Here is a 24,847-nt window from a genome sequence, read left to right on the forward strand (position 1 = left end):
GGTGTTCCGAAGGGCCGCCCCGGCCAAAGGTGGGAAGATTCAGCGGGACGTCTCAAGGTCTCAGCGGTACCTGTAGGTCCGGCCTGTCCAGCAGTTGTTGTGCCAGTGGCGTCGTTCCGCCAAACCTGCGGCCTCGCCGAAAAGATGCGTCTCGGACCACACCACCAAGTGGGCTATCCCAGGCAGGATGGCCATCGAACAACCTGGGCAAATATAGGTTTTCTCGGCATTCCGCGCGGTCATGGTCCGGACCATCCAGTCGCCGTCGGGGGCGCTTTCTCTGCGGGCGATCCCCGAACGGGCACGTTCCAGATCCAGCTCGGGCGACTCGCCTGTGCGTTTCCAGCTTGCTTTGGCCGATTCGGTGCGTCGGGGGCGGTTGGAGCGGGGCATGACTCCATTCTGCCGCAGTCGCCGATCGTAAACCGCAGAGGAAGTAAAGTAGGGCGGGTGCGACTCGTCATAGCCCGCTGTTCCGTTGATTACGTTGGCCGCCTCAAGGCCCATCTCCCGCTTGCCACCCGGCTCTTGCTCGTCAAAGCCGATGGTTCGGTGCTGGTCCACTCCGACGGCGGCTCCTACAAGCCGCTTAACTGGATGAGTCCGCCCGCCACCCTGCGGGTGACCTCGCCGGAGGAGGCTGAGGTGGAAGAGGGCGTCGTGGAGCAGTGGACGGTTCAGTCGGCCAAGACCGATGACAGGCTCATCATCAACATCTACGAGCAACTCCACGACACTGCCCACGATCTTGGCACAGACCCCGGGCTCATCAAGGACGGGGTCGAGGCCGATCTTCAGCGGCTGCTTGCAGAACAGATCGAAACCCTCGGTGCAGGTTATTCGCTCATCCGCCGCGAATACTTCACTGCCATCGGTCCGGTGGACATTCTCGCCAGGGACGGCGACGGCGGAACGGTCGCCGTCGAACTGAAGCGGCGCGGCGACATCGACGGCGTCGAGCAGCTCACACGCTACCTTGAGCTCCTCAACCGCGATCCGCTCCTGGCACCCGTGCGAGGTATCTTCGCCGCCCAGCAGATCAAGCCGCAGGCGAAGGTCCTTGCCAACGACCGCGGAATCGACTGCATCACCTTGGACTATGACGCCATGCGCGGGGTAGACGACAGCGAGTCGCGCTTATTCTAGATAATCCGCAGGTCCCTGCCTTCATCCTCGGTAAACCGGGTCAGAGGCAAGCAGCGGCAACTAGAATCGAAGCATGACTGTCCCAGACCGGCCTCTATCCTCTTCTGCGCCTGTGCGCCACCTGATCACCGGAACCATCGTCAGCGACGGTTCGGTGATCGAAGATGGCCTGGTGGCGGTGGAGGACGACCGTATTGCCTTCGCCGGTCCGGCTGCCGAATTCCACGAAGCAGCCTTCGAGGGTTTCGAGGAAACTCCCCGGACCGATTTCCCGGCGGAACGGTACATCCTTCCCGGATTCGTGGACCTGCACTGCCATGGCGGCAACGGCGGCGACTTCCCGAGTGCCGATGAATCCTCCGCACGCAAAGCCATCGATTTCCTGCACCGGTCCGGAACCACCACCTTGCTCGCCAGCATGGTCACCGCATCCCGGGATGACCTCCTCCGCGGCATCGAGCTTTACGTACGCCTGGCCGACGAAGGACTCGTCACAGGAATTCATCTGGAGGGGCCTTTCCTTTCGCATGCCCGTTGTGGAGCGCAGAATCCCGCCTACCTGCTTGAGCCGGACCTGGATCTCATGAACGAGCTGGTTGAAGCCGCTGCCGGCAAGCTCGCCACTATGACCTACGCGCCGGAGCTTCCGGGCGCGGCGGCGCTGGTGGATCTGATGACGTTCCACGGCGTCACACCGTCTCTCGGCCATACGGATTGCGACGACGCAACGGCAGCCGCCTCGCTCACCGCAGCGCGGGAGGGCTTGGAATTCGCTGGTTTCGACGGCGTCAGCTCATTGCCGACTGTGACACATTTGTTCAACGGCATGCCTCCGATGCACCATCGCGCCCCCGGCCCTGTCGCAGCCTGCCTGCGCTCGGCCCAGGAAGGCAAAGCCGTGGTGGAACTGATTGCGGACGGCACCCACCTCGACCCAAGCACCGTGGCAACCGTGTTTCAGCTGGTGGGCGCCGCGAACGTCGTCCTCGTGACCGATTCAATGGCGGCGGCGGGACTCTCTGACGGAAACTACATGCTGGGGCCCTCCCCCGTAACCGTGACGGACGGCGTCGCTACCTTGGATGCCACAGGCTCGATCGCTGGCGGTACCGCCACCATGCTCGACGTCGTCCGGCGCACCGTTGCAGCCGGCGTCGGACTCGCCGATGCGGTTTCCTCGGCGACCACGGTTCCCGCCGCAGTTTTGGGACTCTCGGATGAACTGGGCGGACTGCGCAGGGGCCTGCGGGCAGATCTCGTGGTCGTGGACAAGGAACTACAACTCGCCGGTGTATTGCGCAATGGAGATTGGCTGGCCTAGGCCGAATTCACCCACACCCAATGGCGAGAGCGCTTTCTTCCGTTACCTTCTTTTTACTTAAAATTTGTCCGAATTCGTGAACAGACCGTTGACCTCCAGTATCCGCCATGAAAGTGTTGTAGCAGTCTTTGTGTAGGTGTGATTCATGCTCGCAAGACGAGTTGCGAGCGTGAAGCTCCTGCGACACCACCCAAGCTTGGCTTGGACGGAAAACCAGGTCTTCTCGCGGAGTAACCAAGGCCGGCACGCGGTGTGCCGGACTTAAAGTTCCACAATGAGGAGAAACAAAAATGGCACTGGGCACCGTTAAGTGGTTCAACGCTGAAAAGGGCTTCGGCTTCATCACCCCGGACGACGCAGAAGGCGACGTCTTTGTCCACTACTCCGAGATCCAGACCGGCGGATTCCGCACCCTCGACGAGAACCAGCGCGTTCAGTTCGAGATCGGTCAGGGCGCCAAGGGCCCGCAGGCCACCGGCGTCACGGCTGTCTAGTTAGACTGCTTGAATTCTGCTTCCGGGATTCAATGAAGGGGTTCCGCATTCGATGCGGGACCCCTTTTTCCTTCCCAACTAACTCGCATTTGTTGTCGTTATGGGGCGTCAAAATGACAACAAATGCGAGCTAGTTGGGTGGTTCAGGCGACGAGCGTGCGGAGAAGCCTGGCAGTTTGCCGAACGGACAGTCCTGGCAAATATGCTCTGCTGAGTGCCGCGCCGATCGCCGGAATCGCCAAGCTGTCTTGGTAGTACATATACAAGGTCCTGTACTCCGGCTGGAACCTCGATTTGAAGCGCGCCAGCGAGCGGAATCCGTAAACAGGTTCCAAAGTCCTGCCCACGAGGTCGAGAATGCCCTCCATATCGGCTTCCCCGCCGGAGAATTCCGCAGTCTCCCCCGCCAAAGGTGAGCCCGACAAGGAAATGACTTCCACTCCCTGGCGCAACTCCTGCACTGCCGATGCAATCATGAATTCCATCAGGCCCGGAAACGCATCGCCGCGCCGGCGCATGAAATCCAATGTCCAGCTGGTCACCTGGCCCGCACGGAAAACCGGCAGCCAACTGGTGACCCCGTAGACAAACCCTTTGGCGTCAACGGCTACGCAACACAGCACTTCATCGTCCATCAGCTCATCCAGGGAACCCAAGGTAAAGCCCATTTCAGGCACTTTCTTCCTGGCAGCCCATTCTTCGGACACCTCCCCGAGTTGGGAACGTATGTGCTGCGAGAATTCCGAATAGCGCCCCCACCGAGCTTCAACGCCGGCCTTCAGCGCACGGTTCTTTGCGGTGCGGACGTTTTGCCACGCCTTGCCCGTGAACTCAAGGTCGCGGATGGAGAGCCGGGTTTCCTGGGCCACGGCAATTCGGCGAAATCCCGTGGACTGCAACATCGGCCACAATTCCTCGGTGCAGGAGTAAAGACACGGAACCAATGCGTGATGCGCGCAGTAGTCGAGAAACCCCTCGATCACGGTCTGGACTTGTCCCGGATCGCCAAACGGACCCGCGAGGGTCAGTGCAACGTTGCCATGCTGCTGATAGGCAATGCCGGCGTCCATTCCGGGAGTGAACCAGAACTTGTTCGGCTCCCACAACGCCATCCAGGAGAGTGACTCTCCGCCGCGCTTGACCAAATCCCTTGCCGCTAACCGTGCCGGATCGTCTCCCCCAGGACCGTGTTGCCGCTTGAGGAGCAGCGTCCACACCGCGGCAAGGGCCACAAGCCAGAAGACGATCCCCGACCATGCGAACAATATTGATTCCGCGGCGCTGCGGTCCGCGAACACCCGGCCGAAAGCCGTGGGGATCGGTAAGGGAAGATACTGCCGGGCGAGTTCTGCGATGAGTCCCAGGATGCCGCCGTCGTGCGCCATTCCGCCTGCGCCGAGCCACGCCCCGGTGTACGCGCTCGCCAATACCAGCCATGTTCCGCCGACCAACCAGGACATCTTCCTGCGAAGCGGTTGCCTAGACCCCACCACAAAGTTGCCCCTGAACAGGAAAAGCAGAATCGCCAGGATCAGCGGGACGAGCGCGAGGGTCAGGATATGGAACACCGCGGAGCCGAGGACAACAGTGCGTCCACGTCCTGGAAAATGTGGAATGCTGGCAAACAACACCAGATAGGCGAAGGACAATGCAACCACACCGAGTTGCACGCCGATGGCGATCTTCAGGGCCAAGCGGCGTCCTTGGCGCATGCCCACAGCACAAATCAAGAGAAGCAACGCGGGTACTACGGCGAGGGCTACGCCGGCTGGCCCGGGATAGCCCTGCCGTCCAAGTTCCAAACAACTGATGTCCACGGTCCCACCGCAATTCGCCTGCAGCTGGTTAAGTGTCGGAACGGGGTTCAAGACCATCTCTCGGAGCAACGCCAACGGCCCCGCCGGGCTCCGGAAAGCGCCAGCGACCAAGGGCCCGACGCCGAAAATCGCCACCATGAGTGACAACAAGTTTCGCGTCTCACGTCTCGTGGCACGGTGGCTTGGTTGAATGCCCTGGTCGAGTTGGAAGCACAGCCCGGCCCCCAAGCCCAGCAGCGCACCTATCAGGGCCATGACAGAAGAAGGATCTCCGACGTAGAGAACCAGGAGGAGCACCAAGGATACAACCGTAGCCCTCAAGCGCCGACGCCAAAGAGTCGGCAGGAGGCCGCTGGCCGCGACCGAGACGAAGAGGGTTGCCGGAATGAGTCCCGAAGTTCTGGCGTCCATCATCCGTCCCAACCAACCGTCGTCAGCGTAGGCAGCGAGCTGAACCACCAACAGAAAAACGGTGACCGCGGCGAATTGGCCGCCAAGGAAGCCTGCTGCCGTGCGGAACCATCCGAGCTTGCGCTCTAAGGAGCCCAGCAACACAACGAGCATCAACGAGCTCGTCACGTAGTCGAAAGGGTTGTTGGCAAAGAACATCGAAGTCCAGATAGACCACCAATCCCCCGATCTTAATCCGCCACCGCTGACGCTCGTGAGGTGCCTCAACACCTCGGGTGTGAATCCGGTATCGCCGTCGAAAATCGCGGGAGCGAGAAGGTACAGCGCGAGTACCATCACCGTGAAGGGGATCGCACCAATATGGGTGGTTACTTTTCGAACCAGGGTCCGGGCAAGCGCTGCCACCATCTTCCGCCCTGGCCTGATGTCCTCTGGACCCGCCGCCGGGCTGTGGGCCACCGGGGCTTCTTTGGTGCTCATTTCGCGAGTCCCCACCGCGGAGCGAGGAACTCCATTGCAGCGGGAAGCTCCTGCACGGCCACAGCCCAGGAATGACCGACGCCTGCGACCGAAGCCTGCCTGACATCAAAGCCCGCACCGCGGGCTGCCACGGCAAGCTCGGTGGCAAAGCGGGTGAACGCGTCGTCAGCAGACCCCACGGCAATGAAGCCAGCCTGGCCGCGGTAGCTCCGCTTCCCCATCAGCGTCAGCGGAGTCAGTGCGTCGAAGGCCGCGGAGTCGCTGCCAAATGCGATCTGGACGGTCCGCTGGCGGTCCGGACCAAGCGAAGGCTCGCGCTCACCCGAGAGAGCGATAAAGGATGGATAGATTTCAGGATGCAGAGTAGCCATCTGCAAGGCGCAGGTTCCCCCGAAGGAGAACCCGCCGACTGCCCACTTGCCGGGGTCGGCAGACGCTTTGAGCGTCGAGTTGATCCAACGCGGAACATCGATCGAGAGATAAGTGTCTGCACGTGCTATCCGGCTTTCCATGCACATGGTGTTCGCGGTGTCGGAACCATTGGGATCGACCACCACCACAACCGGCGCCACACCTCCGTTCCGGGCGGCGAAGGTATTCATGCCGGCCTCAAGCCGCCCTCCGACCAGCCAATCGGCGGGACGTCCAGGCTGGCCGGCAAACAAGACCAGGACGGGTAGTTGGCTGCGGCCGGACGTCCGGTAGGCTGCCGGTAAATAGATGAAAGCCTCCCGTGCCTTAAAACCGGATTCGGTGCCTGGAATTGATGCCTTCCAGACTTCTCCGCGACCATGTGCAGACACGGGCGGGGTCTCGGGAACACCCTCATTGGAACCGACACGAAGCTCCGGGATCCGCGCTACTTTGTGGCCCAGAAGATCCGATGCTGTGTGGTTGAGACCAAAATAGCCGTTGATCTGAAGCGCTGCGAGGGACAAGACCGCGACGAACGAGACTGCGGCGACACTCCTGCCACGCCACGAAGAAGCACCAAACCGGAAAAGGAAGAGCATCAGCGCTGAGCAGGCAACCACCGACCACGCGAGGACATCAATGGGTAGATCCTCCGGGAACACGGTCAGAACGTTGACGAGCAGCCAATGAATGACTGCGATAACTCCTGTTGCCACGACAAGCGAAACAACAATGGAAAGTATCCAGCGCCAGCTTCGCCGAAAGAGGAGGAATGCAGCGCCCAAGATTCCGGCACCAAGGATGGTCCAAAAGAATGGACCATCGACAAGGCTTACGGCATCAAGGAAGTCCACTCTCCTCAGCGCCAGGTCCCGACGCCCACGACAGGGCCTGCTTCCAGCCAGGAAGACAACCCCGCATAAGCGTCAAATCTCATCGCCAGCATGAACGACTGGCCTTCATGCCGGAGTTCCACGACGACGACATCAGGCTGAAGCTTGGTTCGCTCTTCTTCCGTGGGCTTCCGGCGCCCCAAGAGCTCCAAGGAACTGCGGCGGAAGCTGTGCTTCGGACGGAAGCTGAGGGAGAGCAGGCGGAACCACTCGAGCTCCGAGTCCTGGTAACGACAAACCCCCATTCGCCAACTGTTTCCAGCCGTACAAATGGAGGCGTCAACCGTGCCCAGGGCACGCCGCAAATTGAAGCGGCGCACCCCGACGAGGCACAGTGTAAAGATCAGCAACGTAAACGCAGTTGCCAAGGCGATGAACGGAAGGGCAGATTCGTCCATCAAGGTCTTGCTATCGGATCCCCGCAGTAGCTGAATCGCCCAACTGGGCGTTGTCAGCGACGATCACCACGCGGTTGTTGTCGACGGAGAAGAACCCACCGTCCACAGCTACCGAAAGGCGGTCTCCGGATACCGGCTCGATGGCCAGCTCGCCCTCAGCCAGAATGGCGAGGAGCGGCGAGTGGCCTGGCAGGATCCCGATCTCACCATCACTGGTGCGGGCCTTGACCATCTTGGCCGCACCGGACCACACAAAGTGGTCCGCTGCGACAATCTCAACCTCGAGCTCAGCCATGCTACTTGGTCTGTTCCTGGATCTTGGCCCACTGGCGCTCGACGTCATCCAGGCCACCGACGTTGAAGAACGCCTGCTCTGCGATGTGGTCCAGCTCGCCATCGCAGATCGCCGTGAAGCCTTCCACGGTGTCTTTGATGGACACGGTGGAGCCCTCGACGCCGGTGAACTGCTTGGCGGTGTAGGTGTTCTGGGACAGGAACTGCTGGATGCGTCGTGCACGCGAGACGACAATCTTGTCTTCTTCGGACAGTTCGTCAACGCCGAGGATGGCGATGATGTCCTGGAGTTCCTTGTTCTTCTGCAGGATCTGCTTTACACGGACAGCCGTGTTGTAGTGGTCCTTACCGATGTACTGCGGGTCCAGGATGCGGGAGGTCGACGTCAGCGGGTCAACGGCCGGGTACAAACCACGGGAGGCGATTTCACGGGAAAGTTCCGTGGTCGCGTCGAGGTGCGCGAAGGTCGTTGCCGGAGCCGGGTCGGTGTAGTCATCAGCGGGCACGTAGATGGCCTGCATCGACGTGATCGAGTGGCCCTTGGTCGAGGTGATGCGTTCCTGCAGGAGGCCCATCTCGTCGGCGAGGTTCGGCTGGTAACCGACAGCGGACGGCATGCGGCCGAGCAGCGTCGAGACCTCGGAACCAGCCTGGGTGAAGCGGAAGATGTTGTCGATGAAGAGCAGCACGTCCTGGTTCTGAACATCGCGGAAGTACTCCGCCATGGTGAGAGCAGACAATGCCACGCGCAGACGCGTTCCCGGCGGTTCATCCATCTGGCCGAATACGAGGGCGGTGTCCTTGAGAACGCCTGCCTCTTCCATTTCAACCCAGAGGTCGTTGCCTTCACGGGTACGCTCGCCAACACCGGCGAACACCGAAGTACCACCGAAGTTGCGGGCAACACGGGTGATCATTTCCTGGATCAGAACAGTCTTGCCGACGCCGGCGCCACCGAACAGACCGATCTTTCCGCCCTTGATATACGGGGTGAGAAGGTCGATGACCTTGATGCCGGTCTCGAGCATCTCCGTGGAGCCCTCGAGGGAGGCGAAGGCCGGAGCCTTCCGGTGGATCGGCCAGTAGGCGTCAGCTTTGATCTCGGATTCGTCAACATCCAGCGGCTTGCCGAGAACATTGAAGATGTGGCCCTTGACACCGTCGCCGACAGGCACGGAGATCGGGGCGCCGGAGTCCCGCACGGAAGTTCCGCGGACGAGTCCGTCGGTGGCCTGCAGGGAGATGGCGCGGACGAGGTTGTCACCCAAGTGCTGGGAGGTCTCGAACGTGATGGTCTTGGTCTCACCGTTGAGGGTTACCTCGGTGGTGAGTGCATTGTAGATCGACGGGATTGCGTCAGCCGGGAATTCGACGTCGACAACCGGGCCGATGACGCGGGCAATACGGCCGGTGGCGCCGGCCGTTGCGGCTACGTGCTCGGTAGCGGTGGCAGTCATCTCTCTCACTTCACTCAGTAGATGGCGTGGGGTTAAGTTTATCTGTTTGGTGCAGGGGTAGCTTGCGCCGAACCATGCACCGGCAACTACGCGTTCAGGGCGTCGGCGCCGGCCACGATTTCGGAAAGCTCCTGCGTAATCTCAGCCTGTCGGGCCGTGTTGCGCAGACGCGTGTACTTCTTGATCAGCTCGGTCGCGTTGTCGCCTGCGGACTTCATGGCACGCTGGCGGGCGGCGAGCTCGGAAGCCGCTGCTTGCAACATAGCTGCGAAGATGCGGGACTCGATGTAACGCGGCAACAGTGCGTCGAGCACCTGCTCCGATTCCGGTTCGAACTCGTAAAGCGGCAGAAGTTCGGACTCACTGACTGCCTGCTCTTCAACTTCGAGCGGAAGCAGACGAATAACCGTGGGCTCCTGCGTGACCATCGACTTGAAGCGGGTGTAAACGACGTGGATCTCGTCCACGCCACCCTCAGCGAAGTCGTTGGCGAACTCTTCGAGAAGAGCAGCGCCGATTTCCCTGGCAGTCTTGAATTCCGGTGAATCGGTCCCGCCGGTCCACACGCGTGAGTAGGAACGGCTGCGGAAGTCGAAGTATGCCTGGGCCTTGCGGCCTACCAGGTAGGTCTTGACTTCCTTGCCCTCAGCGCGGAGAAGCTCATTGAGTCCTTCGGCCTTCTTGAGCACGCTCGCCGAGTAAGAACCAGCCAGACCGCGGTCCGAGGTGATAACCAGGACGGCGGCGCGGCGGATCTGCTCCGGCTCAGTGACTAGCGGGTGATCGATTTCGCTCTGACTTGCGACAGCAGAAACAGCACGGGTAATCGCGTTTGCGTAGGGCGTCGAAGCTGCAACGCGGGCGCGGGCCTTACCGATGCGCGAGGTAGCGATCAGTTCCATCGCCTTGAAGATCTTGCGCATCGACGTCGTCGAGCTGATCTTCTGGCGGTAGACCCGGATCTGGGCTCCCATACATTTCCTTTCCTAAGATCCCGATGGATCAGCGGCTAAGGCTTTGGCGAAGGTCCCGGACCTGCGTATTCCGCAGGCCCGGGAACCAATGCTCTAGCGCTTCTGCTTGACGATCTTTTCCTGGTCGACTTCGCCGCCGGAAATCGCTTGGTGCTCTTCGTGGCCGGCACCAACCAAACGGTTGTCGCCTTCTCCGAAGAAGCCCTTCTTGAAGTCGATGATCGAGGACTTCAGCGCTTCAGCGGTGTCGTCGTCCAGGACGTTGGTCTGCGCCAGCGTGGTCAGGATAGAAGACTTGTGCTTGAGGTGCTCCAGGAACTCGGACTCGAAACGGCTGACGTCCTCAACCGGGACATCGTCCAAGTAGCCCTTGGTGCCGGCCCAGATGGACACAACCTGGTCCTCGACCGGGAACGGCGAGTACTGCCCCTGCTTGAGCAGTTCCATCAGGCGGGCGCCACGGGTCAACTGCTGGCGCGAAGCGGCATCAAGGTCGGATGCGAACATCGCGAACGCCTGCATGTCGCGGTACTGCGCCAAGTCCAGCTTCAAGGTACCGGACACCTTCTTCATGGACTTGACCTGAGCCGCGCCACCAACGCGGGACACGGACACACCAACGTCAACAGCAGGGCGCTGGTTGGCGTTGAAGAGGTCCGACTGCAGGAAGATCTGGCCATCGGTGATCGAGATCACGTTGGTCGGGATGTAGGCCGAGACGTCGTTGGCCTTGGTTTCGACGATCGGAAGACCGGTCATCGAGCCTGCGCCCAGCTCGTCGGAGAGCTTGGCGCAACGCTCCAGCAGACGGGAGTGCAAGTAGAAGACGTCACCCGGGTACGCTTCGCGTCCCGGCGGGCGGCGAAGCAGCAAGGATACTGCGCGGTAGGCTTCGGCTTGCTTCGACAGGTCATCGAAGATCACCAGTACGTGCTTGCCGCCATACATCCAGTGCTGGCCGATGGCCGAGCCCGCGTACGGAGCCAAGTACTTGAAGCCGGCCGGGTCGGATGCCGGCGAAGCCACAATCGTGGTGTATTCCAGCGCGCCGTGGTCTTCCAGGGTCTGCCGGACAGCGGCGATGGTGGAAGCCTTCTGGCCGACACCGACGTACACGCAGCGGACCTGCTTGGTCACATCGCCAGAAGCCCAGTTGGCCTTCTGGTTGATGATGGTGTCCACGGCGATGGCGGTCTTGCCGGTCTGGCGGTCACCAATGATCAGCTGACGCTGGCCACGGCCGATCGGAATCATGGCGTCGATAGCCTTGAGACCGGTCTGCATGGGTTCATGAACCGACTTGCGCTGAGTCACGCCCGGAGCCTGAAGTTCCAGTGCACGGGTGGTCTCGGCCTTGATCTCGCCGAGGTCGTCGATCGGCTGGCCCAGCGGGTCAACCACGCGGCCCAGGAAGGCGTCGCCTACCGGGACGGACAGGATTTCACCGGTGCGGTGGACTTCCTGACCTTCTTCGATACCCGTGAAGTCACCGAGGATGATGACGCCGATTTCGCGGACGTCGAGGTTCTGGGCCAAGCCCAGGGTGCCGTCTTCGAAGCGAAGCAGCTCGTTCGCCATGACCGAGGGAAGACCCTCAACACGGGCGATGCCGTCACTTGCGGCGGTCACACGGCCGACCTCTACGCGCTCTGCGTTTCCGGGTTCGTAGGACGCCGCGAACTCGTTCAACGCATTACGGACGTCGTCGGCGTTGATGGTCAATTCGGCCATCTGCAGTCCCTGCTCTCCTGTTTCGTGATCATCGTTGCTCACGATGACCGGTTTTTGTATCAGTTAAGTTGTGCTTGTCTGGCTAGCCGGCGAGTTGCCGGCGGAGTTCGGACAGCCGGGCGATAACCGAAGCGTCAAGCACTTCGTCCCCCACCTGGACCCGGATTCCACCGATCAACGTCGGATCAACGCTGATGTTGACCTTCAGCTCGCGGCCGTAGAGGGCGTCAAGCCCGGCCTGCAGACGGCTGGTCTGCGCATCCGTCAACGGACGGGTGACACGGACAGTTGCGATCCAGCGCTGCTGCCGCTTGGCCGCAAGCTTGGCGAAGTTGTCGATGAGCTTGCTCGGCTTGATGCCGCGCGGCTGCGACACAGCCTGGCCAATGAGAAGTTGGGATTCCGGGCTTGCGCCAGGAACCAGCCTCTCCGCCAGGATGGTCTTGGCCGCGGCGCTGGCCTGCGACTCTCCCAGAGCACGTTGTACCTCGTGGCTGGAAGCAACGGCCTGGTTGAAAGCAAACAGATCGTTTTCCAGCTCTTCCAGCCCCGTGATTCCGGAGGCAGAAACGGCCGACTTGTTTTCAGCCACGGCGATAACCACCGTGGCGGCAAGAGTCTCGAGTGCATCGCCGATATCGCGTGCGGATGCCCAGCGTGAGCTGGCCAATCCACTCACGATTTCCGCAGCATCAGCGGAGACTTTCCCGCCAACCAGCTGCTTGACCAGCGCCGACTTTTCTTCTCCGCTGCGAGAGGGGTCAGTCAGGGCGCGGCGCAAGCCAGCCGAGCTGTCCACCGTTCCCAGGATTCCGAAGAGATCCTTAGCCAACTGCAGCGAGGCCGTGGGAAGCTTGGCTTCCAACTGCTCCAGCGCTTTGGTCAGCGATTCGCTCGATACACCTGCCATTACTTAGCTGCACCTGCGCTCTGGGTCTCCAGATCTGCCAGGAAACGGTCCACCACGCGGGCGGCACGATCGTCATCGCTGAGCGATTCGCCAACGATGCGCTCAGCCAAAGTCGTGGCCAAAGTACCCACCTCGGAACGCAGGGAGACAACAGCCGCCTGACGCTCCGATTCGATCTGGGCATGCGCCTGCTCGGTGATGCGTGCCGACTCCGCTGCTGCCTTGGTCTTCAGCTCCGCGAGGATCTGGGCACCTTCGGCACGAGCTTCTTCGCGGATGCGGTTAGCCTCGGCGCGGGCGTCCTGGAGCTGCTGCTTGTACTCTTCAAGAGCTGCAGAAGCTTCAGCCTGAGCCTTTTCAGCCTTGGCAATTCCGCCCTCAATCGCCTCTGCACGCTCGGCGAAAGTCTTCTCGAACATCGGGACAACAAACTTGACCACGATGTAAAAGAGGACCGCGAAGCCAGCGAGGACGACGCCCATTTCCCAGGGGTTGGGAACGAGCGGATTAGCCGATTCCGCGGCGCCTTGAGCGGCGGCTGAGATGATCTGCTGATTCATATTTCACCCGTCCTTATCTACTCGGTTCTGAATGTTCGCTTGGTTCTTAGCGGTTTACTTGAGAACGAAAGCGAAGACCAGGCCGAGGATGGCGAGGGCTTCCGTCAGAGCCAGACCAAGGAACGCGATCGGCTGGAGCACGCGCTGGGCCTCCGGCTGACGTGCAACACCGTTGATGTAAGCAGCAAATACGAGACCCACACCGATACCACCGCCGATAGCGGAGAGACCGTAGCCAATGAGGTTAAGGGAGCCGTTGATATCGCCGTTCATTGTTTTCCTTTCAAGATGCCGCAGTCGCGGCAGGTTGTTTGGTTTGCTTCAACCCCCGAGGGGGAAGATTGAGGGGTTGTGCCTAGTGGCTGTCGGCGTGGAGTGCGCCTTCGATGTAAATCGCAGTCAGAAGGGTGAAGACGTATGCCTGGAGCACCATGATCAGGGCTTCCAGCATGTACATGGCGATGGAACCGGCGAGCACCAGAACGGATGCACCTTTGAGAAGGACGTTCTCCTGCATGACAAGGAACTCGATGCCCGAGCCGGCGATCATCACAATTAGGTGACCTGCCATCATGGTGGCGAAGAGGCGGAGGCTGTGGGTGACCGGCCGGACCATGAAGTTGGAGATGATTTCGATCGGCACGACGATCGGCAGGATGTACCACGGGACACCGGAAGGAACAGTAGCCAGCTTGAAGTACTTCAGGCCGTTCTTCTTGATACCGATGCCGATCCAGGTGACATACACGACAGCGGCCAGTACGTAGGCCCCGCCGACGTGCGAGAAGCTCGGGAGCTGGATCACGGGAATGGCGCCGTAAATGTTGTTCACCAGGATGAAGAAGAACAGGGAGAACAGGAGCGGCACGAACTTCATGAAGTCACGGCCGCCGATGATATCCTTGGCGATGCTGTTGCGGACGAAGCCGTAGGCCATCTCGCCTGCGAACTGCAGCTTGCCGGGAACCAGCTGCTGCTTGCGTGCAGCAAGGATGAAGAATGTAGCGATAAGGACGACCGACAGAATCACCAGCAGCATTTGCTTGGAGAAGCCATCGCTCGCACCCCACGGCAGAATAGCCGGCAGGTGCATTTGGTCGATTCCGGGAGGAGTGAAGGTCCCTGAATCCTGGGCCGGGAGCGCAAGCGCGATCAACGCGTTTCCTCTCTGCAGTGTCCATCATTGGGCGTTGGTGAGGATCCGGCCGCGTTTCTTGCAGCCTTTTCCCGTGTGGAATTATTTGGCATTTCTGTCCCCGTCCTGGGGCGGACCGCTGTCTGCTTTGCTCTCACCTGAAGAAAAACGCTGACTGGTGAGTCCATGCATATGGGAAAGATAGAACCCTCCTGCGGCTCCGAGCAGAGCGCCAAGGAGCACAATCCAGCGAGTCCCCCACAGATTATCCAAACCCCAGCCTATCAAACTCCAGACTATGATCCCGCCAATAATGTAGCTGAAGACGGCTATGCCGGCGTTGTAACCGCCGTCACTTCCGTCGCTCGTGGACTCAGTGGAATCGCCGGGTTTTTCGGCGTGGGGCGTAGCGACGCGTCCTTTGTTCTTACGGGTGAACATCGTTATCCCCTTTGCGTGCTTCAGGGTCGTTGTAGATCTGCAGCCGGGCCTTGCTAAAGCCGTAGATTTCGGCCGCTTGCCAAAAGACGACGGCGACGACGGCGCCAATCACGAACCAGCGACCGTGCAGCCACGAGGGTGCTCCGAGGACAAACAGCACGACGGCGAACCCGACAACCTTGACAAAGTAACTGGCCACAAAGAGGCCGACCGCTCCTGAAGGGTTGTCACGACCGACGAAATGGCCGATCAGCAAGCTGATGGCAAAGAACACCATCACCAGCACGCCGCCGAAAGCGACGGAAAGAACCCCTTGGCCGCCATTCATGACCGCCGCGACGACGGAAGTAACCGCGAGGGCCAGCACGGCCGCTATTGAACTGAGGAAGAGCAGCCGTAGCCACAGCGAAGAGGCGGAGCGGGAGGCAACAACGCCGCTCGAGTCGGACTGTTGTCCGCCGGCGTTGGAAGTCATGGGGATGCCAATCGTCGTGGCAAAAATGCCAAAGTCTCAAAAAAGGTGGGTGCGCGGGCGAGTGACTGTCCGCCCTAGAATTCTACATGAGATAGAACTGTGATGATAACGCCCTTGTCATACAGCGTCTACCGTGCAGCACGCCCTTTTCGGGCAAAGTATGGCCATGCTGTCACTCCAGCCATGATCAGTGCAGCCACGATATCCACTGTGAGGACCATCTGCCAGGGGAAAATGGCAAAGGCGAGCCCTCCGAAGGCCAAAATGCAGGTCCACACGTACATCATGAGCACCGCCGTGCGGTGTGTGTGGCCAAGCTCAATGAGCTTGTGGTGTAAATGTCCCCGGTCGGCGGACCAGGGCGATTGTCCGCGGGCTGTCCGCCGCAAAACCGCCAGGCCTAGGTCCAGCAACGGCAGCGAGAGAATCGCGAACGGCAACAGGATGGGGACGATCGTCGGAATACCGTTGGCACGGTCATAGAGTCCGGAACTGATCTGGCCCGTCGAGACCACACCGGCCGAGGCCATCACGAGTCCCAAGAGCATCGCCCCGGAGTCACCCATGAAAATCTTGGCCGGAAACCAATTGTGGGGCAGGAATCCAATGCAGCACCCCACGATGATCGCCATCAGGAGCGCCGCCAGATCCGATCTGTCCGTAAGAGTTGCATTGCGGTGGACCCAATATGCGGTAAGGAAGAACGCAACCCCGCCAATAGCTGCAACGCCCGCCGCCAGGCCGTCAAGGCCATCGATGAAATTGACGGCATTCATGGTGGTCACGATAAGGAGTGCGGTCAGGATGATCCGCAGCGGCTCACCTTCAATCCGAATGGGTTCAGGAACAAACGGAATCACGGACATCTGCACGCCCCAAACTGCGACGATCGTGCCGGCCGTGCATTGGCCAATCAGCTTGACCCACCACCGGATATCCATCACATCGTCGGCAACGCCAACCGCGACGATCACCAGCGCTCCGGCCAGTATTCCCCACGGCGCGCCGTTCCCACGGAAGATGTCCTTCACGAAAAACGAATTGCTCGCCACCACGAGGGCCACGGCAAAGCCTGCGAAGAGGCCCAATCCGCCGAGCCGTGAGATGGGCACTGAGTGCATATCGCGGCTGCGGATGGGTGCAAAAAGCCGAAGCTTGTTCCCCATCCGGCGGGCTACCCACGTAGCGAGATAGGACACGACGGCAGCCGTGAGCATCATGAGCGAATACATGATCACGTGGGCGGCTCCTGTTGGCGGTGGTGGTGGATTTTGTCCCCGGCGACTAGCTGCCGGTACAACACCCGCAACACCGCTGCGCACCGCCGAATATTGCTGTACTACAGTTGGACTCTGTCAAGATACTAGCGGTAACGGCGGCTTTGCTCCGTTTCACGCGCCCCTAGGGCGAGCCGGGAGGACCCTCCCGCTACTGCCCGGAAGGAACCCTACATGACTCTCTCCGTTGCCGTTGCGGCCGTGACCTTTGACCGCCCCGGAGAGCTTAAAGTCCTGCTCGACGCCGTCAACAAGCAGTCCATACCGGTGGATACCATCTGTCTGGTGGACAGCGGTACCACCCCTTCGCGGGAGGTTGCAACGGCTCATCCGAAAGTGGACTATGTCCGCTCCGAGGCGAATCTGGGCGGGGCGGGCGGCTTCGCCCTTGCGATCCTCAAGGCGGTAGCCAGCGGCGCTGAATGGGTCTGGATCATGGACGATGATGCCGAACCCGGCGACCCCGAATGTCTCGAGACCCTGGTTCGCGAAGCGGAAGCCCGAGGACTCGATGCTGTAGTCCCCCTCGTGGTGGCACCCGGCTACCCGGACAAACTCTCTTTCTTCTTTCGAATAGACGGCAAGGTGACCCACGACCGCGCCGAGGTCGAGAAGGCGGGGTTCCTGCCCGACGTCGGGCACTTCTTCAACGGGGCGCTCATCCGCTCCAGCGTCTTCTTCAAAGTAGGGGTGCCGGATATCCGGCTGTTCATCCGGGGCGATGAAGTGGACTTCATGATCCGCCTTCGGAAAGCCGGGATACGCTTCGGCACGGTCGCGACCGCTTGGATCACCCATCCCCATGCCTTTTCAGAGACGAAGCATGTATTCGGCGCGCGCTGGCATGTGATCGTTCCGGATTCAGCCTTCAAGCGCTACTTCTACTACCGCAACCGCGGCTATTTGATCCGCCGCTATCGCCGCGGAAAGTCGATGGTGGCCGACGTCGGGGGCTACTTGGGCTATTTCCTCCCCCGCGGTGACTTCCGCGGGCTCGCAGAGTGGTTCCGGGCATTCTCGGCGGGTCTGCGGAACAAAGGCTTCGGGCCGCTGGAGGACCAGAAGTTCTAGCGCTCGTGTTCGGCTGGACTGCGATCCACCGTGGTGTTGTTGCCCGCGAGCCGACGGCGGACCAGCAGGCCGAGCAGAATCCACGGTTCACCGAAGACCCGGTAAGCGACACGTCCCGGGTGCAAGATGAGTCGCCAAGCCCATTCGAGGCCGAGGCGACCAAGCCAGCGGGGAGCGAGTTTCTGTAGGCCCGCCAACTGTTCAATCGCCCCGCCCACCGTGCAGTAGACGGCAGGCGGAAGTTCCTCGAGGCGGCGGTGTAGGACGGATTCCTGCAGGGGCATTCCCAAGCCAAGAAGAACCAGCTGGGGCTGGAATTCCGCCAGCCAGGCAACGGCGGACTCTTCGCTGTCATTGTCCCAATTATCGCCGGGCCGGCCTGCGACCTCGGCGTCGGGGACGATTCCGCGGAGACGCTCGACCGTCTTGGCGTTGGCCTCGGGACCCGCCCCGACGACCGCAATCCGGCGTAGTCCTTCAACACCGCCGAGCGCGGGCACCCAGTCCGTGGATCCCAAGCGGTGTTCCATCAACCCCTGGCCGCTGCTGCGTGAGTTTCCCCGGCGGCAAAGCCCCCAGAGCATGGCGACGGGCGCACCGTCCAGGAGCACCACGTCACTGCGTTCATAGAGGAGCCGGAAATCCGGACTCGAATGAAACAGCGTGACGCTATGCAGATTGTGTCCAAGAACCACTTTGGTGGTGCCGTCTGAAACGAACCCGCTCATGGCCTGGATCAGCTCGTCGGCGCACAAGGCAGTAACGTCTACGTCCAAAAGGGGAACACGATCCCGGACCAGGCTCATTCGGCCCTGGTCTCCCCCGAAACAGCGGCTTCACCGGAAACCGGGCCCTCAGCGTGGTTTTCCGTTACCGCTTCGGGCGCTGGTTCGGTGGACGTTTCCGGTGCGGCTTCCGCTTCACCCGCCGCTTCCGGCCCCTCTTCGCCCAGTCCCAGCAAGCCCGGAACCACCTCACGGAGGCGCTCGAGGGAAATTGCGCCGTCGCGGACCACCCGGAACGGCACGGCGGTGGCGTCAACAATCGTGGATGCTACGGACTCGGTTCCCACGACCGGCCGGAACCCGCCCTCAAGGTACACCTCGACGGATTCAGCAAGCTGGGTCCTCGCCTCGGATGCCGTCTGCGCCGCCGGTTGGCCGGTACGATTCGCCGAGGACACTGCCAGTGGGCCGGTGCGGTTGAGCAGTTCAAGCGCAATTTCGTCGTCGGGCATGCGCAAGGCAACGGTTCCGCGCGTCTCCCCCAGGTCCCAGTCCAGGGATGGCTGGGCGTGGAAGATCAGCGTCAGACCGCCTGGCCAGAAGGCCTCAGCCAGTTTTCGGGCGTCCTCCGGCACATCGGTTGCGAGCCCGTCCAATGCATTGGGCCGTGGGATCAATACCGGGGGCGGCATGTGGCGGCCGCGGCCCTTGGAAACAAGCAGCATGGTAACGGCCTGGGGTGAGAAAGCATCGGCCGCAATGCCGTAGACGGTGTCCGTCGGCATCACGATGCACTTTTTCTCGTTGATGGCGCGCTGCGCGTGCTCCAGGCCTTCGGCGCGTTGTTCCTCTGACGTGCAGTTGTAGCTTGTGGTCACAGCGCTATTCTTTCATTTCCCGGAGGCAGGAATTGCCAACACTGCGCTCGTGGCACGTTCCTTGCCGTTGAGATCGATATGGGTGGTGACTTTCGTCCAGCAGCCTGCGGCCTTGAGATGTTCGGAAATCCACCTTGCCTGAACCTCGGCGTGCTCCATCACGAAGAAGCCGCCGCCTTTGAGGAGCCGCGCAGCCGAGGCGGCAGCCGCCGTCGGGAGTTCCATTCCGTCCGCTCCCCCGCCGTAGAGCGCCTCGGGCGGATCGTGCAGTGCGACTTCAGGTTCGTTCGGAATTGCTGCGGCGGGAATGTAGGGCGGGTTGGAAACGACGACGTCAAAGGTTCCGTCGTGCTCGGGCAAAGCATTTCGGAGGTCGCCTTGCACGAGCTTCACGCCAAGGGGCTTCAAATTCTTCGTGGCCCAGGCGTGGGCAAACGTGCTGAACTCCACGGCGTGGACCTCGGCTCCGGGCACCTCCTGGGCAATCGAGCCGGCAATCGCACCGGAACCGGTGCCAAGATCGACAACTTTCGGGTGGGGGATTCCCTGGAGGTGGTCAATGACCAGCTGGACCACTGACTCGGTTTCGGGCCTCGGAATGAACACGCCCGGCCCCACGGCAAGCGTGAGGTAGCGGAAGTGCGCGACGCCGGTAATGTGCTGCAGTGGAACGCGCTGTGCGCGCTCGGCCACCAAGTCCGCGTAGCCTTCGGGGGCTGCGGAATCGCCGAGCAGCATGGCACGCAGCCGCCCCAGGCCGACACCCAAGAGATGTTCGGCGAGGAGCTCCGCGTCCACGCGCGGAGTGGGGACTCCGGCGTCGGTCAGGATATTGGTTGCCTCACGGACGGCGTCGGCGAGGCTTTGGCCCGGGAAGAGCGTCATGGGGATCCTTGCAGGCTGTTACTCGCCCAGGGCGTCCAGGCGCGACTGTTCGTCCATTTCGATGGCCGATTGGATGACCGGCTCCAGGTCACCGTTCATGACAGCGTCCAGGTTATAGGCCTTGTAGCCGGTACGGTGGTCGGCAATCCGGTTTTCCGGGAAGTTGTAGGTGCGAATACGCTCAGAACGGTCCATGGTGCGGATCTGCGACTTGCGCTGGGCAGAGTTTTCGGCGTCGATCTGTTCCTGCTGATGGGCGAGGATACGGGCGCGCAGCACGCGCATGCCCGCTTCGCGGTTCTGCAGCTGGGACTTTTCGTTCTGCATCGCCACCACGATGCCAGTCGGTAGGTGGGTAATGCGGACTGCCGAGTCGGTGGTGTTGACGGACTGGCCGCCAGGACCGGAGGACCGGTAGACGTCGATTTTGAGGTCATTCTGGTTGATCTCGAGCTCTTCGGGCTCATCCACTTCCGGAAGCACCAGTACGCCGGCAGCGGAGGTGTGGATGCGGCCCTGCGACTCCGTGACAGGAACACGCTGAACACGGTGCACTCCGCCCTCGAACTTCAGCCGGGCGTACACGCCTTCAGCGGGATCGTTCGAGTTGCCCTTGACGGCCATCTGGACGTCCTTGTAACCGCCCAGATCAGATTCCGTGGCTGAGATGAGCTCGGTCTTCCAGCCCCGCGACTCCGCGTAGCGCATGTACATCCGCAGCAGGTCCCCGGCGAAGAGCGCAGCTTCGTCACCGCCTTCGCCACCCTTGACCTCAAGAATGACGTTACGTGCGTCGTCAGGATCGCGCGGGATCAGCAAGCGGCGCAATTTCTCCTGCGCTGCCGGAAGCTTTGCCTCGATTTCATCTACCTCAGCAGCAAATTCGGCGTCCTCGGAAGCCATTTCCTTTGCCGCTTCAAGATCGTCCATGAGTCCGCGCCAACGGTTGTACGCCTCCACAATGCCCTGCAACTGCGCCGAACGCCGTCCCAGCTTGCGAGCCAACGCCTGGTCGGCATAAACGGCAGGATCACTCAACTGCGCCTGAATAGCAGCATGCTCATCAAGCAATCCCTGTACGGACTCAAACATTTCTCAACCTCTTTCGACTTGCAACCAAGTCTAATAACTGCAACGCGGGGTCACTTACGGCCCATGCCGATGGCCCGGATGGGCCGTATCTGACCTCGCGTTGCAACGGGAAGGGGCGGGGGCGGAACATCCGCGCGGCACCAACCGCACGAACGAACCAGCACCCGCCCCTAAAACAGCTATTTGTCGTTATCCGACTTGGCTCCAAGAGTCGTCTTCTGTACCTGCATCAGGAATTCGACGTTGCTCCCGGTCTCCCGGATCTTGTTGGTCAGGAGTTCAAGGCTCTGCTGGGTCTCGAGTCCGGACAGGACGCGGCGCAGCTTCCACATGATCTTGACTTCTTCAGGCGAAAGCAGGTTCTCTTCGCGACGGGTACCCGAAGCGTTCACGTCCACGGCGGGGAAGATGCGCTTGTCCGCCAACTGGCGGGACAGGCGGAGCTCCATGTTGCCCGTGCCCTTGAACTCTTCGAAGATGACTTCGTCCATCTTGGAACCGGTCTCAACGAGGGCCGTTGCCAGGATGGTGAGCGAGCCACCGTTTTCGATGTTCCGCGCAGCTCCGAAGAAGCGCTTCGGCGGATAGAGCGCGGCGGAGTCGACACCACCGGACAGGATGCGGCCCGAGGCCGGTGCTGCCAGGTTGTAGGCGCGGCCCAGACGGGTCATGGAATCCAGGAGGACCACCACGTCCATGCCCATTTCCACAAGGCGCTTGGCCCGTTCGATGGACAGCTCGGCCACCGTCGTGTGGTCATCGGCCGGACGGTCGAAGGTGGAGGCAATGACCTCACCCTTCACCGTGCGCTGCATGTCGGTGACTTCTTCGGGACGTTCGTCAACCAACACCATCATGAGGTGGACCTCAGGGTTGTTGGTGGTGATCGCGTTGGCGATGGACTGCAGGATGAGCGTCTTTCCCGCCTTGGGCGGGGAGACAATCAGGCCGCGCTGGCCCTTGCCGATCGGGGCCACAAGGTCGATGACGCGCGGGCCGATCTTCTTGGGATCCGTTTCGAGGCGCAAGCGCTCGGACGGGTAGAGCGGGACGAGCTTGGCGAATTCGACGCGGTCCTTGAGCTCTTCGGGCGTCTTGCCGTTGACCGAGGTGACGCGGACCAGCGCGTTGAACTTCTGACGCGCGGACTGCTGGTTACGATCCTCGCCGTCACGCGGGGCGCGGATTGCGCCGACGACGGCGTCGCCCTTGCGCAGGTTGTACTTCTTAACCTGGGCGAGGGACACATACACATCGTTGGCACCGGGAAGGTAACCGGAAGTGCGGATGAACGCGTAGTTCTCCAATACATCCAGGATCCCGGCAACAGGAAGCAGGACGTCGTCCTCGGTCACCTCGACGTCGTCGACGTCGGGACCCTGGCCCCGGCCGCGACGGCGTTCGTTGCGGTCGCGGAAGCGGTCGCTGCGGGTATTTCCCTCGCGGTTGTCGCGGTTGTCACGGTTGTCCTGCGGACCCGGACGGTCGTTGCGGTCGCGGCGATTGCGACGGTTGCGGCGGTTGCCGGTGTCATCGCCGTCGTTGTCTTCGCGCCGTGTACGGGTATTGTCGCGGCGTTCGCGCTGGGCAGGTTCGCCTGCCTCGACCGACGCTTGCTCGCCCTGGCGGGGCTGTGCTTGACGCTGTTCGGCCTGACGCTGATCACCACGGGCCTGTTCAGCGCGAGGCTGCTCGGCCTGCTCCTCGGTGCGGGGCTGTTCAGCCTGGGGCAGCTCGGTGGCTTCCACGGACTCCGCGGGAGCGGCCGCGGTCTCGCTACGACGACGGTTCCGCGTGCGGGGCTGGCGGCGTTCGCCGACGGTCTCGCCGGCTTCGGCGACGGGCACTGCGGGAGTCTCGGGGGCGGCGGGAGCCTCGACGGTTTCCGTCGCAGCGGGGGCAGCAACGACCCCGTCGCTCGTGGCGCGACGGCTTCGGCCACGCCCCCGTGCCCGGGTGCCTTCCTCTGCCGGAGCTTCGAGGGTCTCTACGGCAGGTGCGGCCGGGGCCTCAACTGCCGGGGCCGCCGACCGTGCGGACTTCGCCGCTACGGCTTTGGCCGCTGTAGGAGCCTTGCTGGTGGTTGCACCGGCACGGTGGGCGGAAATAGCCGAAACCAAGTCCCCCTTGCGCATCCGCGATCCGCCCGAGATGCCCAGCTGACTGGCCAAAGCCTGGAGCTGCGCGAGCTTGAGGCCTGCAAGGCCGCTGCTCTTGGCGGTTGCGGCCGTTGACTCAGCTGCAGAAGATATTGTGTCCACAGCTGAAGCCAGCTCAGTGGTTTCTGTCACGAAGGATCCTTCCCCCTCGACGGCGTCCAGACCTAGAGCTGGACGCGATGATTTGTTCTGGACTGCAGTTCAGATCTGCAGCCGTGATTTCGGTCTTGCCGTTTAGTTTCAGCAGGGCCGGATACTGATGCGTCTTCGATGCTCCGGCGGGCGGGGCGCGGGCTGACGGTCCGGTTGACACATAGCTTTCTGTGGCACCTGCGACAGGCCGATAAGGAGACGACACCGGCAGACTTCGGCACAGTAGAAGACGGGAACGGCATTAAGCCGGGATCCAATGTCAGGGAACTGCCCGCGATGCTACCGCCGGTGCAAGTCCACTCTAGCACCTTCGACGTCCACTGCTAGTGTCATCACACGCCAAGCAACCTCCGGAGTGTTGTCGGCGGTGAAAGTGGCAATCAATTCGGCAATCACCCCGGCTTCGTCGGTGCCGTTGGCCAATACCAGGACCGTGGGTCCCGCTCCGGAAACAACGGCCGCGTGGCCTGCGGCCCGCAGTGCCGCAATCAGGGCCGCGCTAGGCCGCATAGCCTCGGCACGGTAGCTCTGGTGCAGGTAGTCCTCGGTTCCGGAAAGCAGGAAACGGGGCTCTGCCGTCAACGCATGGATCAGGAGCGCCGCACGTCCTGAATTCATGGCTGCCGCGTGATGGCCTATTGACGCCGGGAGCAGACCTCGGGCCGTCTCAGTGGACAATTCGTAATCAGGTACAGCGACGATGGGAATGACGGACGGGACTACCTCTGCGCGGGTGCTGCTGTACTGCTCGCTGTCCTGCCATGACAAGGCCAGTCCGCCGAAAATCGCCGGTGCGACGTTGTCCGGATGGCCTTCCATCTCGCTCGTGAGCTGCAGAATCCACTCGCGGTCGCGCTGGGCGGATTCGGGCACCAAAGCGTTCGCCGCAATCACGGCAGCAACCACTGCCGATGCAGAGGAACCGAGTCCACGTCCGTGCGGATTGACGTTATCCGCGGTGATCTTCAATCCGTTGTGCCGGAAGCCAAGGCGCGCCAACGCCGTGTTGATGGCACGGACCGCCAGATGGCTGGCATCGCGAGGGAGGGTGTCGGCCCCCTCACCGGAAAGCTCGAACTCGAGCTCTCCGGTGGTGAGTGTCTCGACGGTCAGGGTGTCGTAGATCGACAATGCGAGGCCGAGGCTGTCATAGCCTGGGCCCAGGTTGGCGCTGGTACCCGGGACCCGGACGGTGAGCTGCTGGCCTGCCGCGACCAGCTTAAGGCCGGTCGCGGTGGGATGGGTGGTTTCCACTC

25 protein-coding genes are annotated in these 24,847 nt (G+C 61.7%); 4 read left to right on the forward strand and 21 right to left on the reverse strand.

The window, feature by feature from the left end; all coding sequences use genetic code 11:
- Positions 1–60: 60 nt before the first annotated feature.
- The gene (locus tag A3M3_RS0100935; protein ID WP_028264738.1) at positions 61–393 is read right to left on the reverse strand and encodes a hypothetical protein; all 333 of its coding nucleotides are present in this window, start codon (positions 391–393) and stop codon (positions 61–63) included.
- Positions 394–450: 57 nt separating this feature from the next.
- On the opposite strand from A3M3_RS0100935, the gene nucS reads away from it, so the two are divergent.
- From nucS to A3M3_RS0100950, 3 genes are all read left to right on the forward strand, one after another.
- Complete coding sequence (gene nucS / locus A3M3_RS0100940) at positions 451–1,146, forward strand: endonuclease NucS (RefSeq protein ID WP_028264739.1); 696 nt, start codon at positions 451–453, stop codon at positions 1,144–1,146.
- 73 nt (positions 1,147–1,219) lie between these two features.
- Positions 1,220–2,467, forward strand: a complete 1,248-nt coding sequence (nagA, locus tag A3M3_RS0100945; RefSeq protein ID WP_028264740.1) for an N-acetylglucosamine-6-phosphate deacetylase — start codon at positions 1,220–1,222, stop codon at positions 2,465–2,467.
- Between the two features lie 290 nt (positions 2,468–2,757).
- On the forward strand, positions 2,758–2,961 hold the full coding sequence (locus A3M3_RS0100950) for a cold-shock protein (protein WP_028264741.1): 204 nt from the start codon (positions 2,758–2,760) through the stop codon (positions 2,959–2,961).
- Positions 2,962–3,104: 143 nt separating this feature from the next.
- On the opposite strand, the gene A3M3_RS0100955 is transcribed toward A3M3_RS0100950, so the two are convergent.
- From A3M3_RS0100955 to A3M3_RS0101020, 14 genes are all read right to left on the reverse strand, one after another.
- Entirely contained in the window at positions 3,105–5,597 is a 2,493-nt protein-coding gene (locus A3M3_RS0100955) for a bifunctional lysylphosphatidylglycerol flippase/synthetase MprF (protein WP_035742043.1), read from the reverse strand.
- Positions 5,598–5,665: 68 nt separating this feature from the next.
- On the reverse strand, positions 5,666–6,937 hold the full coding sequence (locus A3M3_RS0100960) for an alpha/beta hydrolase-fold protein (protein WP_028264743.1): 1,272 nt from the start codon (positions 6,935–6,937) through the stop codon (positions 5,666–5,668).
- Between the two features lie 5 nt (positions 6,938–6,942).
- Positions 6,943–7,374, reverse strand: a complete 432-nt coding sequence (locus A3M3_RS0100965) for a DUF2550 domain-containing protein (RefSeq protein ID WP_028264744.1) — start codon at positions 7,372–7,374, stop codon at positions 6,943–6,945.
- 10 nt (positions 7,375–7,384) lie between these two features.
- Positions 7,385–7,669 carry a F0F1 ATP synthase subunit epsilon gene (locus A3M3_RS0100970; protein ID WP_028264745.1) on the reverse strand — a complete coding sequence of 95 codons (285 nt, stop codon included), beginning with the start codon at positions 7,667–7,669 and terminating at the stop codon, positions 7,385–7,387.
- A gap of 1 nt (position 7,670) precedes the next feature.
- Positions 7,671–9,125: a F0F1 ATP synthase subunit beta gene (gene atpD / locus A3M3_RS0100975; protein WP_028264746.1), complete on the reverse strand. Its 1,455-nt coding sequence runs from the start codon at positions 9,123–9,125 to the stop codon at positions 7,671–7,673.
- An 86-nt stretch (positions 9,126–9,211) separates the two neighbouring features.
- Positions 9,212–10,099 carry a F0F1 ATP synthase subunit gamma gene (locus A3M3_RS0100980; RefSeq protein ID WP_028264747.1) on the reverse strand — a complete coding sequence of 296 codons (888 nt, stop codon included), beginning with the start codon at positions 10,097–10,099 and terminating at the stop codon, positions 9,212–9,214.
- Positions 10,100–10,192: 93 nt separating this feature from the next.
- Positions 10,193–11,830, reverse strand: coding sequence for a F0F1 ATP synthase subunit alpha (gene atpA, locus A3M3_RS0100985; RefSeq protein ID WP_028264748.1), 1,638 nt, complete (start codon positions 11,828–11,830; stop codon positions 10,193–10,195).
- A gap of 82 nt (positions 11,831–11,912) precedes the next feature.
- Positions 11,913–12,740, reverse strand: a complete 828-nt coding sequence (locus A3M3_RS0100990) for a F0F1 ATP synthase subunit delta (RefSeq protein ID WP_028264749.1) — start codon at positions 12,738–12,740, stop codon at positions 11,913–11,915.
- The gene (locus A3M3_RS0100995; RefSeq protein ID WP_028264750.1) at positions 12,740–13,300 is read right to left on the reverse strand and encodes a F0F1 ATP synthase subunit B; all 561 of its coding nucleotides are present in this window, start codon (positions 13,298–13,300) and stop codon (positions 12,740–12,742) included. Before A3M3_RS0100995 ends, A3M3_RS0100990 begins: the two co-directional genes overlap by 1 nt.
- Positions 13,301–13,354: 54 nt before the next feature.
- Positions 13,355–13,573, reverse strand: coding sequence for an ATP synthase F0 subunit C (gene atpE, locus A3M3_RS0101000; RefSeq protein ID WP_028264751.1), 219 nt, complete (start codon positions 13,571–13,573; stop codon positions 13,355–13,357).
- A gap of 82 nt (positions 13,574–13,655) precedes the next feature.
- On the reverse strand, positions 13,656–14,456 hold the full coding sequence (gene atpB / locus A3M3_RS0101005; protein ID WP_028264752.1) for a F0F1 ATP synthase subunit A: 801 nt from the start codon (positions 14,454–14,456) through the stop codon (positions 13,656–13,658).
- Positions 14,457–14,537: 81 nt separating this feature from the next.
- Positions 14,538–14,876 carry a hypothetical protein gene (locus A3M3_RS0101010; protein ID WP_028264753.1) on the reverse strand — a complete coding sequence of 113 codons (339 nt, stop codon included), beginning with the start codon at positions 14,874–14,876 and terminating at the stop codon, positions 14,538–14,540.
- Complete coding sequence (locus A3M3_RS0101015; RefSeq protein WP_028264754.1) at positions 14,863–15,351, reverse strand: ATP synthase; 489 nt, start codon at positions 15,349–15,351, stop codon at positions 14,863–14,865. The genes A3M3_RS0101010 and A3M3_RS0101015 overlap by 14 nt, the downstream gene beginning before the upstream one ends.
- A gap of 128 nt (positions 15,352–15,479) precedes the next feature.
- Positions 15,480–16,589, reverse strand: a complete 1,110-nt coding sequence (locus tag A3M3_RS0101020) for an MraY family glycosyltransferase (RefSeq protein ID WP_028264755.1) — start codon at positions 16,587–16,589, stop codon at positions 15,480–15,482.
- 213 nt (positions 16,590–16,802) lie between these two features.
- Between A3M3_RS0101020 and A3M3_RS0101025 the strand changes: the two genes are divergently transcribed.
- Positions 16,803–17,699 carry a glycosyltransferase gene (locus A3M3_RS0101025; RefSeq protein WP_028264756.1) on the forward strand — a complete coding sequence of 299 codons (897 nt, stop codon included), beginning with the start codon at positions 16,803–16,805 and terminating at the stop codon, positions 17,697–17,699.
- Here A3M3_RS0101025 and A3M3_RS23415 read toward each other — a convergent pair.
- The 6 genes from A3M3_RS23415 to thrB form a co-directional block, all read right to left on the reverse strand.
- A complete protein-coding gene (locus tag A3M3_RS23415; protein WP_051422869.1) occupies positions 17,696–18,505 on the reverse strand; it encodes a WecB/TagA/CpsF family glycosyltransferase in 810 nt (269 codons plus the stop codon). The genes A3M3_RS0101025 and A3M3_RS23415 overlap by 4 nt on opposite strands.
- Positions 18,502–19,302 carry an L-threonylcarbamoyladenylate synthase gene (locus tag A3M3_RS0101035; protein ID WP_028264757.1) on the reverse strand — a complete coding sequence of 267 codons (801 nt, stop codon included), beginning with the start codon at positions 19,300–19,302 and terminating at the stop codon, positions 18,502–18,504. The genes A3M3_RS23415 and A3M3_RS0101035 overlap by 4 nt, the downstream gene beginning before the upstream one ends.
- A gap of 12 nt (positions 19,303–19,314) precedes the next feature.
- Complete coding sequence (gene prmC, locus A3M3_RS0101040) at positions 19,315–20,187, reverse strand: peptide chain release factor N(5)-glutamine methyltransferase (protein WP_028264758.1); 873 nt, start codon at positions 20,185–20,187, stop codon at positions 19,315–19,317.
- A gap of 18 nt (positions 20,188–20,205) precedes the next feature.
- Complete coding sequence (gene prfA / locus A3M3_RS0101045) at positions 20,206–21,279, reverse strand: peptide chain release factor 1 (protein ID WP_028264759.1); 1,074 nt, start codon at positions 21,277–21,279, stop codon at positions 20,206–20,208.
- 179 nt (positions 21,280–21,458) lie between these two features.
- Complete coding sequence (gene rho / locus A3M3_RS0101050; RefSeq protein WP_028264760.1) at positions 21,459–23,570, reverse strand: transcription termination factor Rho; 2,112 nt, start codon at positions 23,568–23,570, stop codon at positions 21,459–21,461.
- Between the two features lie 300 nt (positions 23,571–23,870).
- A complete protein-coding gene (thrB, locus tag A3M3_RS0101055; protein WP_028264761.1) occupies positions 23,871–24,845 on the reverse strand; it encodes a homoserine kinase in 975 nt (324 codons plus the stop codon).
- Positions 24,846–24,847 lie beyond the last annotated feature (2 nt).

Origin of the sequence: Arthrobacter sp. MA-N2, from assembly GCF_000517125.1 — a bacterium.
GTDB classification, from domain to species: domain Bacteria; phylum Actinomycetota; class Actinomycetes; order Actinomycetales; family Micrococcaceae; genus Arthrobacter; species Arthrobacter methylotrophus.